This window comes from Vibrio frigidus, assembly GCF_042465995.1.
GTDB lineage: Bacteria > Pseudomonadota > Gammaproteobacteria > Enterobacterales > Vibrionaceae > Vibrio.
Window position 1 is genome coordinate 1 of sequence record NZ_JBCDMC010000012.1, and the last position, 12,234, is coordinate 12,234.

Annotated in this window: 13 protein-coding genes and 1 other RNA gene; 8 read left to right on the forward strand and 6 right to left on the reverse strand. The window is 40.8% G+C overall.

Translation table 11 applies throughout. From position 1 onward, the window contains the following. The 5 genes from AACW90_RS18505 to mscS form a co-directional block, all read left to right on the forward strand. Positions 1-298 (forward strand): transketolase-like TK C-terminal-containing protein (locus AACW90_RS18505; protein WP_390237401.1); only part of this gene is annotated, 298 nt, incomplete at its 5' end. A 116-nt stretch (positions 299-414) separates the two neighbouring features. Next, a complete protein-coding gene (gene epd / locus AACW90_RS18510; protein WP_390237403.1) occupies positions 415-1,443 on the forward strand; it encodes an erythrose-4-phosphate dehydrogenase in 1,029 nt (342 codons plus the stop codon). Between the two features lie 134 nt (positions 1,444-1,577). Next, positions 1,578-2,741 (forward strand): phosphoglycerate kinase, encoded by a 1,164-nt coding sequence (locus tag AACW90_RS18515; RefSeq protein ID WP_390237406.1) that lies wholly within the window; start codon positions 1,578-1,580, stop codon positions 2,739-2,741. 143 nt (positions 2,742-2,884) lie between these two features. Next, positions 2,885-3,961, forward strand: coding sequence for a class II fructose-bisphosphate aldolase (fbaA, locus tag AACW90_RS18520; RefSeq protein WP_390237409.1), 1,077 nt, complete (start codon positions 2,885-2,887; stop codon positions 3,959-3,961). 339 nt (positions 3,962-4,300) lie between these two features. Continuing rightward, the gene (gene mscS / locus AACW90_RS18525; protein WP_390237411.1) at positions 4,301-5,161 is read left to right on the forward strand and encodes a small-conductance mechanosensitive channel MscS; all 861 of its coding nucleotides are present in this window, start codon (positions 4,301-4,303) and stop codon (positions 5,159-5,161) included. Between the two features lie 200 nt (positions 5,162-5,361). On the opposite strand, the gene AACW90_RS18530 is transcribed toward mscS, so the two are convergent. Then, positions 5,362-5,988 carry a LysE/ArgO family amino acid transporter gene (locus AACW90_RS18530; protein ID WP_390237414.1) on the reverse strand — a complete coding sequence of 209 codons (627 nt, stop codon included), beginning with the start codon at positions 5,986-5,988 and terminating at the stop codon, positions 5,362-5,364. Between the two features lie 117 nt (positions 5,989-6,105). On the opposite strand from AACW90_RS18530, the gene AACW90_RS18535 reads away from it, so the two are divergent. Together AACW90_RS18535 and AACW90_RS18540 are read left to right on the forward strand one after the other, a co-directional pair. Continuing rightward, positions 6,106-7,002: a LysR family transcriptional regulator ArgP gene (locus AACW90_RS18535; RefSeq protein ID WP_390237417.1), complete on the forward strand. Its 897-nt coding sequence runs from the start codon at positions 6,106-6,108 to the stop codon at positions 7,000-7,002. Between the two features lie 82 nt (positions 7,003-7,084). Further along, a complete protein-coding gene (locus AACW90_RS18540) occupies positions 7,085-7,780 on the forward strand; it encodes an oxidative stress defense protein (RefSeq protein WP_390237419.1) in 696 nt (231 codons plus the stop codon). A gap of 292 nt (positions 7,781-8,072) precedes the next feature. On the opposite strand, the gene serA is transcribed toward AACW90_RS18540, so the two are convergent. From serA to zapA, 5 genes are all read right to left on the reverse strand, one after another. Then, positions 8,073-9,302, reverse strand: coding sequence for a phosphoglycerate dehydrogenase (gene serA / locus AACW90_RS18545; protein ID WP_390237421.1), 1,230 nt, complete (start codon positions 9,300-9,302; stop codon positions 8,073-8,075). Between the two features lie 219 nt (positions 9,303-9,521). Beyond that, complete coding sequence (rpiA, locus tag AACW90_RS18550) at positions 9,522-10,178, reverse strand: ribose-5-phosphate isomerase RpiA (protein ID WP_390237424.1); 657 nt, start codon at positions 10,176-10,178, stop codon at positions 9,522-9,524. A gap of 80 nt (positions 10,179-10,258) precedes the next feature. Continuing rightward, on the reverse strand, positions 10,259-10,864 hold the full coding sequence (locus AACW90_RS18555; protein ID WP_390237427.1) for a 5-formyltetrahydrofolate cyclo-ligase: 606 nt from the start codon (positions 10,862-10,864) through the stop codon (positions 10,259-10,261). Positions 10,865-10,866: 2 nt separating this feature from the next. Next, a non-coding RNA gene (gene ssrS, locus AACW90_RS18560) (6S RNA) lies at positions 10,867-11,052 on the reverse strand. Positions 11,053-11,095: 43 nt separating this feature from the next. After that, entirely contained in the window at positions 11,096-11,392 is a 297-nt protein-coding gene (zapA, locus tag AACW90_RS18565) for a cell division protein ZapA (RefSeq protein ID WP_275135525.1), read from the reverse strand. Between the two features lie 262 nt (positions 11,393-11,654). On the opposite strand from zapA, the gene AACW90_RS18570 reads away from it, so the two are divergent. After that, complete coding sequence (locus tag AACW90_RS18570) at positions 11,655-12,227, forward strand: YecA/YgfB family protein (RefSeq protein ID WP_390237431.1); 573 nt, start codon at positions 11,655-11,657, stop codon at positions 12,225-12,227. Positions 12,228-12,234: the final 7 nt, after the last annotated feature.

Sequence of the window (12,234 nt, forward strand, 5' to 3'; positions counted from 1 at the left end):
AGCAGCCGCGCAACTGACAACAGAAGGCAAAAAAGTACGCGTAGTTTCTATGCCTGCAACGGATGTGTTTGATAAGCAAGACGCCGCTTATCGTGAAGCTGTTCTTCCTGCTGACGTAAGAGCACGTATTGCTGTTGAAGCAGGTATTGCTGATTTCTGGTACAAGTACGTTGGTTTTGACGGTCGTATTATCGGAATGACCACCTTTGGTGAGTCTGCTCCAGCGGGTGAACTCTTCAAGATGTTCGGCTTTACAGTCGAGAACGTGGTTAAAGCCGCGAATGAAGTGCTCGCGTAACCGTACGCATCATCGCGAAATCAAACCGAGCACTTTGCTCGGTTTTTTTCTGCATGCGATTTATCTCTATATCCAGTATTATCCTTGTTCAGACAAAAAGGATGAGATATCAGTCGATGCTAAAAATAGCAATTAATGGCTTCGGCCGGATAGGTCGTAATGTGCTGCGAGCGCTTTATGAAAGTGGTAAAAATAACCAGATTCAAGTTGTTGCCGTCAATGAGTTGGCACAACCGGATGCGATGGCGCATCTGCTTCAATACGACACTAGCCATGGACGTTTTGGTAAAAAAGTATCTAACGACCAAGAACACCTTTTTATCCATCATCAAAATGGCGAGTTTGATTCGGTTCGAATTCTTCATTTAGCGGATATTGAGCTACTACCGTGGAGAGATCTGCAAGTCGATATTGTTTTAGATTGCACGGGTGTATATGGAAATAGAGAAGATGGGCTTAAACATATTGCGGCGGGCTCAAAAAAGGTATTGTTTTCTCATCCAGGAGCAAACGATCTAGACAATACCATTATCTATGGTGTTAACCATGAAACGCTTCTGGATAAGCACAATATTGTGTCAAATGGTTCCTGTACAACCAACTGTATCGTACCGATAATTAAAGTATTGGATGAGGCATTTGGAATCGACTCTGGCACTATCACCACGATTCATTCATCGATGAATGATCAACAAGTTATTGATGCTTATCATCCGGATCTGAGAAGGTCTCGCTCCGCTAGCCAGTCAATCATTCCTGTGGATACGAAACTTCATAAAGGAATCGAAAGAATATTTCCGAAATTTTCCAACAAATTTGAAGCAATTTCGGTACGAGTACCGACTGTAAATGTGACGGCAATGGATTTAAGCGTCACAATTAACACAAAAGTGAAAGTTAATGACGTAAATCAAACCATCATAGAGGCATCTCAGTGTACATTACGTCACATTGTTGACTATACTGAGAAGCCTTTAGTTTCGATCGACTTCAATCATGATTCACACAGTGCAATCGTGGATGGTTCGCAAACTAGAGTGAGTGATGGTCGTCTAGTGAAAATGCTAGTTTGGTGTGACAACGAATGGGGTTTCGCCAATAGGATGCTAGACACAACTATTGCAATGCTGTCGTGTAAAAAGTAGCTTAAATAATTTATTTGCCCATTGAAATAAATGGAATCTACCCCCACATGACATAGCAGTTAAAGAATTTCTATGCTTGGGTATATGCCGAGCTAAACAAACTTTCTTAAATTTATAAATCGAGAGGACAAACAATGTCTGTAATCAAGATGACTGACCTGGATCTAGCAGGTAAACGTGTATTTATTCGTGCTGATCTAAACGTACCAGTAAAAAACGGTAAAGTAACTTCTGATGCGCGTATTCTAGCATCACTTCCAACTATCAAGATGTGCCTAGAAGCTGGCGCCAAAGTTATGGTTACTTCACACTTAGGTCGTCCTACAGAAGGCGAATATGCTGAAGAGTTCTCTCTAGCACCTGTAGTTAACTATTTAAACGATGCACTTGATTGCGAAGTAAAACTTGCAAAAGATTACCTAAACGGTCTTGAACTAAACACGGGTGAGCTTGTTGTTCTTGAAAATGTTCGCTTTAATAAAGGCGAGAAGAAGAACGAAGAAGCGCTTTCTAAGAAGTATGCGGCGCTTTGTGATGTATTTGTAATGGATGCGTTTGGTACTGCTCACCGAGCTCAAGCTTCAACTCACGGTGTTGGAACTAACGCACCAATTGCTTGTGCAGGCCCTCTTCTTGCTGCAGAACTTGAAGCACTAGGCAAAGCGATGGACAATCCAGCGCGTCCTCTTGTTGCTATTGTTGGTGGTTCTAAGGTTTCAACTAAACTAACCGTTCTTAAGTCACTCTCTAAAATTGCGGACCAACTTGTTGTTGGTGGTGGTATTGCGAATACATTTATCGCAGCTGAAGGTCACAATGTAGGTAAGTCTTTATACGAGGCAGACCTAGTTGAAACCGCTAAGATATTAATGAAAGAATGTGCAATCCCTGTAGCAACGGATGTTGCTTGTGCAAAAGCATTTGATGAAAATGCGGAAGCGGTAATTAAGCATGTATCTGAGGTTCAAGATGATGACATGATTTTTGACCTTGGCCCAGATTCTACCGCGGTTCTTGCTGATATTATCAGCAACGCTAAAACCATTCTTTGGAATGGTCCTGTTGGCGTATTTGAATTCAAAAACTTTGAAGCAGGCACCGCTGGTATCTCTAAAGCTATTGCTGAATCAGAAGGTTTCTCTGTCGCTGGAGGAGGTGATACTCTTGCTGCCATCGACAAATTCGGTATTAAAGCAGATGTGTCTTACATCTCAACAGGTGGCGGTGCATTCCTTGAGTTTGTTGAAGGCAAAGTACTTCCTGCTGTAGCAATGCTAGAAGAACGTGCTAAAGCATAATGATTTATGGAGGCGAGAATATACTCTCGCCTTTGTGTTTGCTGATGCTGGCTATTTATTGTTAGAATGCCTGCGCGTTATGAGCAAACGATTGCAAATTTTTAAGAATTTAATTTAAAACGACAGAAAATAGGACTCATTCCATGTCTAAGATCTTCGATTTCGTAAAACCAGGTGTTATCTCTGGAGCAGACGTACAAAAAGTATTTGAAGTTGCAAAAGAAAACAACTTTGCACTTCCAGCAGTTAACTGTATTGGTACTGATTCTGTAAACGCAGTATTAGAAGCAGCAGCTAAAGCTAAAGCTCCTGTTATCGTTCAGTTCTCTAACGGCGGTGCTGCATTCTTCGCTGGTAAAGGTGTTAAGTTAGAAGGTCAAGGCGCTGCGGTTCTAGGTGCTGTAGCTGGTGCTAAATATGTACACGCTGTTGCCGCTACTTACGGTGTTCCAGTTATTCTGCATACTGACCACGCAGCTAAGAAGCTTCTTCCTTGGATTGACGGAATGCTAGATGCAGGTGAAGAGTTCTTCGCTCAAACGGGTAAGCCTCTATTCTCTTCTCACATGATCGATCTTTCTGAAGAGCCTCTTGAAGAAAACATTGAAATTTGTGGTCAATATCTTGCTCGCATGGCGAAAATGGGTATGACTCTAGAGATTGAACTAGGTTGTACTGGTGGTGAAGAAGATGGCGTAGATAACTCTGATATGGACGCGTCTGAGCTTTACACTTCTCCTGAAGATGTTGCATATTCATATGAGAAGTTGAACGCTATCAGCCCTAACTTCACTATCGCTGCATCTTTCGGTAACGTACACGGTGTTTACCAAGCTGGTAACGTTGTACTTACTCCAACTATTTTACGTGACTCTCAAGCTTACTGTATTGAGAAATTTGGTCTTGCACCAAATGCACTTAACTTCGTATTCCACGGTGGATCTGGTTCTTCTGAAGAAGAGATTCAAGAGTCTATCGGTTATGGTGTTATCAAAATGAACATCGATACTGATACTCAGTGGGCATGTTGGGATGGTATCCGTCAATACGAAGCGGCTAATCACGATTTCTTGCAGGGTCAAATCGGTAACCCAACGGGTGAATCAGCACCTAACAAGAAACATTACGATCCACGTGTATGGTTACGTGCTGCTCAAGTTTCTATGGTTACGCGCCTTGAAAAAGCGTTCTCTGACCTTAACGCGGTAGACGTACTATAATTCGTTTAAATCGTTAAATAGTAAAAACCGCTCGATAGAGCGGTTTTTTTGTGCTTAAATTTCACAACAGCATAACAATAAACAACATTAGTAGTGAAATTATCGTTATTTTTAGTTTAGAGTCTGGATTTTTTTTTGGTGGTTGCGTTATCGTCTACCTATCAGAAACATGTTTCTTTATGAACGATAAAACAACAGCATGCTAATGTAGTATAAATTAATTTAATGTAATTTTGTTTTGAGCTGACTAAAGCGATATAAATCATGATGCCTTTGCTACGGGAATAAAATTCTTATAGCGTAAGGTCAGTGGTATAACTAATTTTTAAGGATGGAAAAATGGCGAGTGAAGACACGGTAGTTGCAGGTGTAACGGATAGTCTCTCAATGGCAGAGACGTGGTTTACCGATAACTCAGATCTATTGATTCAATACGGCGTAAATATCATCTCTGCTGTGCTGATTCTCTTTATTGGTAACTTGATTGTAAAAGGTATAGCTAACACTGTCGCCAAGGCTTTAAATAAGAAAAACTTGGACAAAGCGGTTGTTGATTTTGTCCATGCTTTAGTTCGTTATCTTTTGTTTGTCATCGTATTGATTGCTGCGTTAGGTCGGCTTGGTGTTCAAACCGCCTCAGTGGTTGCGGTTATTGGTGCTGCAGGCTTAGCCGTTGGTTTAGCCTTACAAGGATCGCTTTCTAATTTTGCTGCGGGTGTCCTTATTGTTGCGTTCCGTCCATTTAAGTCGGGTGACTATGTTGAAATTGGCGGAGTAGCTGGCTCAGTTCAATCTATTCAAATATTTCAAACGGTATTAACCACACCTGATAATAAAATGGTCGTGGTTCCTAATGGCGCTGTGATTGGTGGGGCAATTGTTAACTACTCACATCATGATACTCGCCGTATTGATCATGTTATCGGTGTATCATATTCTGCAGATCTTCAGAAAACTAAAGAAGTGATTACTCGAATTCTTGAAGCTGACGAACGTATTTTAAAAGAGCCGGGAATCACGGTTGGTGTTGTTGCTCTTGCTGATTCATCGGTTAACTTTGTTGCTCGCCCTTGGTGCAGCACTGCAGATTACTGGGCTGTTTATTTTGATACCCTTCAAGCTATCAAAGAAGGCTTGGATAAAGAGGGCATTGAGATTCCGTTCCCACAGATGGATGTGCATCTAAACAAAGAGAGTTAAATAATAATCCTTTTCATTATAAGAAAGCCCTTAGATTGGGCAATGTTGTTCACTTAAGAGATCAAACTCCGTCATCCTCACGAAAGTGGGGATCTAAACCCACACAGATTCCCGTTTTCACGGGAATGACGATGACTACTTTGTCTTAAATGATCGGCATTACCTAAATTGGGGCTTTTTTTTGATGCAAATTTCATCCGTTATAGATGTTGAATGATAAGTTCTTTGGCAAGAGACGCCGCAATGAGAAACATAATTAGAGCGACACCTATATCGATACTTGCTTTTACTTTGGGTTTTGACAGTGTTGGCGCGAGCTTAGATGCTGCAATTGATAAGGCAAAAAACCAGACAAATGAAGCGGTCATGGTACCAATAGCGAAAGATAATCTATCATTCCCTTCAAATTGACCTCCAATGGAACCGAGGACAACAACGGTATCCAAATAGACATGTGGGTTGAGTAGAGACACGGCGAACACACTTAGAATTACGCTACGTCGACTTTTGGTAATGGTACTGATATCGAGCTTTTCAGTTTGAGATTGAAAGGCACTTTTTAGAGATAAGTAACCGTAAAAAGTAAGAAAAGCAATGCCACCTATAGTTACCGTGCTTAATAAAAGTTCGTTTTGAGATAAAATGGCACCGCCACCAAAAACACCAAGTGAGATTAATAATGCATCTATCAAGCTGCACAACGTGGCGGCGGTTAAATGATGATTCTTTTTTATCCCTTGATTTAAGATATAAGCGTTCTGCGCACCAATGGGGATGATCATGCTCGCCCCCAATCCAAAACCTTGAAATAAAATCCAAAAATTCACGTCTGTACCTTAATGTCGATCAGAAATTGAATACAGCATAATGAATGTACTAACATAAATAAATTTAATAATATTAATATATAATAAGTAATGCTAATAATTATTAAGGAACTCTCTATGAGAGGTTTGGATTATCGATGGATAGAAACGCTAGATGCCGTGGTTGACTATCGCAGTTTTGAGAAAGCCGCAAAAAAATTGTGTATTTCTCAATCGGCTGTTTCTCAAAGAATTAAGCAGTTGGAGAAGTGGTCTTCACAACCAGTATTGGTAAGAGAGCAACCACCGAGAGCAACACTGGTAGGTCAAAAACTTTTGGGGCTATATCGTAGGGTTTCTCTGTTGGAACAAGATCTTCTGCCGGATCTAAACAGCAGCGACAGTGATCTGCCCATCGATGTGTCAATAGCGACTAATGCAGACAGTTTAGCCACTTGGTTGTTGCCAAGCCTTGCACCGATTCTTTTAGAATCCAAGTTAGCGCTTAACTTCATTGTTGATGATGAAAATCGAACCTTAGAGAAACTAAGGACAGGTGAAGTGGTGGGGGCAATATGTATAGAAAACGACTCAATACCCGGTTGCGTAGCTGATTTTTTGGGGGTGTCAGAGTATATATGTGTGGCAAGCCCAGACTTCTGCCAACGTTACTTCTCTGATGGTGTCACCAGAGAATCCTTAATGAAGGCGCCAGCTGTTGTATTTAATCAATACGATCATATGCATGAACAATTTATTCAAAAAAACTTCTCTTTATCGATCACGAGTGTGGTTAAACATACAGTAAGAAGTTCAGAAGCGTTTGTTAATTTGACCACCTTAGGCGTGGCGTATTCATTGATTCCTAAACTGCAAATTAGTGAAGAACTTAAAGTAGGAAGCTTAGTTAATATTGTTCCTGATCTTGGTATTTCTAACCCGTTGTATTGGCATCATTGGCAGCTGGAAAGCGGTGTGCTTAAGCAACTTTCTAATGCAATTATCCAATACGCAAAAGAAAAACTGCCACAATAGAAATAAATCTAACGTTTTGATGACGTAAATGAAATTTTAGCCGTTAACATATCATCTTCAAATTGTAATTAAGGTTATTGGAATGAAAAGAATTCTTACGTCAGTTGTCGCTATTTTATCGCTCTACAGCATACCTTCTTGGGCTGAAAACTGGAATTTCCCTCATGTAGAAACGTCTGGTTATGGTGAAGTGATTGTCAAACCCGATATGGCTGAATTTACGGTAAGAGTGGAAGAGTCAACGCTTACTGCAGAAGATGCAAAGAAAAGAGTGGATGACGTAGTAACTGCTTTCATAGCAAGACTAACCAATGCCGGCGTATCTAGAGATGACATCTCAGCGACGAATATTCACTTGTCTCCTAAATATAGTTACCCAAAATCAGGAAAATCAGAGCTTGTCGGATATCAAGCATCGAGAAGTATGACGGTTGTTGTGACGCAGTTAGAGCATTTGAATACTTATATTGATGGCGCGTTAGGTGATGGCATCAATCGCATAGATACTATTCAGTTGAAAGTAACCGAACACAAAAAATATCAAGAGCTAGCCAGAAACGAAGCCATTAAAGATGCTAACGAGAAAGCGCAATCTTTGGCGAGAGGGTTTGGGATGGATCTCGATGGTGTTTGGAAAATATCGTACAACAATTCATATGCGCCACCGATTATGATGAAAACAATGGATAGTCGAAGCGAGTCAGCTCCTGCTGGGTATGACGATTCTACCTTAGTTATTAAAGATAGAGTATCGGTGATATATAAATTGGCAGACTAAGTAATACTATTCGCGATGTTCATCTGATTGATATAGATTGAAGATGAACTCACTCGTTGTGAACAAAAAATCAAAGGTAAATAAAAACATCACCAGATGTAATGTTGTTCACTTAAGACATCAAACACCGTCATCCCGGTGAAAATTGACCTATTTTCACGAAAACCAACGTCATCCCCATGAAAATGGGGATCTAATATCACCAAGATTCCCGTTTGCACGGGAATGACGACGAATACCTTGTCTTAAATGCTAGGCATTAATCGCCAGATGCCATTTTATTTATATATACTTAGTGAAGTAGACGAGCTCTAATCGTGCCTTCAATCTCTTTCAGTTTTACAAGAGCTTCTTGCGAACGGCTTGCTTCTACATCAATAACCACGTAGCCCATATCAGAGTTTGTTTGCAGGTACTGACCCGCAATGTTAATACCTTCCTCAGCAAAGATGGTATTTATCTGGGTCAGGATGCCTGGACGGTTCTCGTGGATATGGAGCAATCGAGATGCCTCTTTATGGATTGGTAAAGATACCTCAGGAAAGTTCACTGAAGAAAGCGTTGAGCCATTATCAGAGTATTTAGCAAGTTTGCCCGCGACTTCAATACCGATATTCTCTTGTGCCTCTTGAGTCGATCCCCCGACATGAGGTGTTAAGATGACATTGTCAAACTTCATCAATGGGGATTCAAACGGGTCTGCATTTGTTTTTGGTTCTGTTGGGAATACATCAATAGCAGCACCACCAAGATGACCCGATTCAAGTGCCTCACAAAGCGCTGGGATATCCACGACGGTTCCGCGAGCGGCGTTGATAAAGATGGCACCAGGTTTCATGCGTGAGAACTCTTCAGCACCCATCATATTTTTAGTACCATCAGTTTCAGGTACGTGAAGTGAAATAACATCACATTTATTAAGCAGTTCGCTCATGGTATGGACTTGCGTCGCGTTACCTAACGATAACTTGTTTTCGATATCGTAAAAGTAGACGCGCATCCCTAAGTTCTCAGCAATAATGCCGAGTTGAGTACCGATATGTCCATAACCTATGATGCCAAGTCTTTTGCCACGAGCTTCGTATGAAGCATCGGCTGATTTTTTCCATATCCCACGGTGCGCTAGAGCATTTTTTTCTGGGATGCCTCTTAACATGAGAAGAACTTGACCTAATACCAACTCAGCTACGCTGCGCGTATTGGAGAATGGGGCGTTGAATACTGGAATGCCACGTTTTGCCGCGGACTTTAGGTTTACTTGGTTTGTCCCAATACAGAAGCAACCAACGGCAACTAACTTCTTTGCTGCTTGGAATACTTCGTCTGTTAAATTTGTTCGGGATCGTATACCAATAAAATGCACATCTTTTACCGCTTCTAGCAATTCTTCATCAGATAAAGAGCCTTTGTGGTATGCAATATTGGTATAACCAGCAGACTCTAAAACCTCTACAGTTGAAGGGTGTAGGCCTTCTAACAGCAGAATTTTAATCTTATCTTTTTCCAGTGATACTTTAGCCATTAATTCTCGTCCTTAAAATGGGGGGTGTTTCGTCGGCACAAATTATAGTAATCAATGTATAACCTTTGTCTGACTTATTTGCCAAACGATACTGCTGTACATTTTCTGACTCCTAAATTATCAAAAAAAATGACAAAAGGGTAAGAATATTACGGAATAATTAATAAAAAACGGCGCATAAATGCACCGTTTGTAGTCAAATTACGGAAAATTTATTATTTACTCTTCAATTCTTGCACCATTTGGTGTTCCAGTAATGACAACATCAGCGCCGCGATGAGCAAATAGACCAACGGTAACAACGCCAGGTAAAGCATTAATTTGATCTTCTAGTCGTTTTGGATTGATGATTTTTAAGCCGTACACGTCAATGATAATGTTTCCGTTGTCCGTTACCACGCCTTCGCGATAAGCAGGATCACCACCTAATTTAACTAGCTCGCGTCCAATGAATGAACGAGCCATTGGAATAACTTCTACAGGTAGGGGAAACTCGCCCATGACATCAACTGCTTTGCTGCCATCGACGATACAGATGAATTTGTCTGAAAGCGCAGCAACAATTTTTTCACGAGTCAGTGCTGCTCCACCGCCTTTGATCATCTCTTTTGCGGGATTGATTTCATCTGCGCCATCAACATACACATCTAATTTATCGATTTCGTTACAATCAAAGACCTCGATTCCCAGAGCCTTCAGTTTCTCTGTTGAGTCTATAGAGCTAGATACCGCCCCTTTGATGTCATCCTTCATGGTTCCAAGTGCATCAATGAAGTGTTTAACTGTTGAGCCTGTACCAACTCCAACAATGCTTCCTGCTTCAACATACTTGAGTGCAGCCCAGCCAGCTTCCTTCTTCATTTCATCTTGTGTCATGATGTTCTCCAGAACGTATAATTTAATAGTAAGGGTATGATAGTCTCGATAATGCGTGCGGGATTATAGCGACTAATTGACTAATTTCCCAATGGAGACCGTGACCACTGCCAAATTTTACTTGGTGTAATAATGATAGGTAGTGGGACATCCCAATTTTCGTTTGGTAGCTTGTCGACTTGTTGGCAGTTGTGAGCAATGCCAATTGGAGTTGCCCCTCGTCCGGTTTTAAACCATTGTTCCAACGTTCTATCGTAATACCCTCCCCCCATACCTAATCGGTTCCCAGTCATATCGAAAGCAACAAGTGGCGTAAATATAATATCGAGTTGAGCGATAGGGATAAGTTTGGTTTGGTCAAGCTTAGGTTCTTTTATATTGAATTTGTTCTCAATCATTGGCGTGTCTATATCGTAACGCAAAAAGAGCAGATGACCTTTAGCAAAAGGGTGTAGGACTGGTAGGTAAACGTTTTTGCCTTTTTGCCAGAAATATTCGATGGTGGGGTGGGTGTCGAGCTCGCCATCAACAGTAAGGTAGATGGCGATGTTTTTTGCTTCTTGCAGTCGCGGTAGTTGCTTTATCTTTGATAGCGTATCGTTAGCCGCTATGGTTTGATCAAGAGAAGAAATATGATTTCTTTTTTGCCTGATCTCTTTACGTATTGATAAACGTAAGTCTTGCATGAGGATACCCCAGAGTGCCGTTGAGGATTAATGGCCCTTGAACCAGCTGGTTCAAGGCGGATCAGCAATGGTTACCGTAGGCTTCTCGATACGAGTCGAGCTTGCGCAATAGTAATCAAGTACTAACCCTTGGGTATTGCTTATCGGCTCAGGGACTTAAATCCTACTGACAAACACCCCAGGGTAAAACAGTTTAATACGATCCTAGATAAATAGTCTACCTAGTAAAATTTATTTGGGTAAATTAAGCGCTTCATCTAATGAAGCACTGAGTTGTTCAATGCGTTTTGAAATTTGGTCTTGATTGTTATCTTTTTTATTCTGCACTTGTTGCAATTCATAGCAAACATTGAGGGCGGCGATAGTGAGCAGTTTTTCCGTATTGGACACTTTAGTTCGCTCTGTCATTTCTTTTAATCGATTATCAAGATCTTGCGCAGCTTCACGCAAAGACTCTTCTTGTCCTGGAGGACAATTAACTCGAGTTAACTTACCCAATATTTCAATTTCAACCGCATGATTACTCATAGTGAACTAACTCTTATCACGTATATACCCAAATCACCTGAGCTATAAAGTCACTTGGGTATATATTTGTGCTATAGCCGAACAAGCACTATAGAAAATGCCATGTGAAGATTCAAGTATTTCACACTATTACTAGCAAAATGGCGAAGTGACAACACAGTAATTCAGCAATGTGACCAAAAGGTAATCAAATTTTCTTTCAGTTTTCGCTAACAAGTGGAAATGCTAGAATATGTTATCTTTAGTAAAAATGTGAGCAATCATGAGCAAAACAACACTTCCAGATTATGTAACTATAGCATCTGGACTTCAGGCATCTAGCCTTTCTGTTACTCCAGCAGAATTACACGGGTTATTAGTTGGAATGTTAAGTGGTGGGTTGTCTATTTCAGACAAAAGTTGGCAACCACTGATTTTTGATTATACCAATGATGGGATGGGGTGGCCGGATAGGGCATTAAAGTATGCGGAGTCCGTGTTATCTCTAAGTATCGAGGAGCTAACAGGTACCGATATGGAATTGTTTATGCTACTTCCTGATGATGATGCCGATTTGATGGAAATGGCAGATGCGTTGTCTGAGTGGGTTAACCATTTTATTTCTGGCCTTGGTTTGGTCAATGTGGCTCTGAGAAAGGCGCCTAAAGACATAAAAGAAGCCCTGACTGATTTAGAAGAGATCAGTAAGTTAGGTATAGATGAAGATGACGATTTAGTAGAGCAAGCTGATTTACTAGAGCAAGTTATCGAGCATGTAAAAGCGTGCGTACTTACTATCCATGCAGAGTTTGGTAAAAAGCCGCCTCAAGATAAAGTGGATACAACGATACATTAAGGCGATA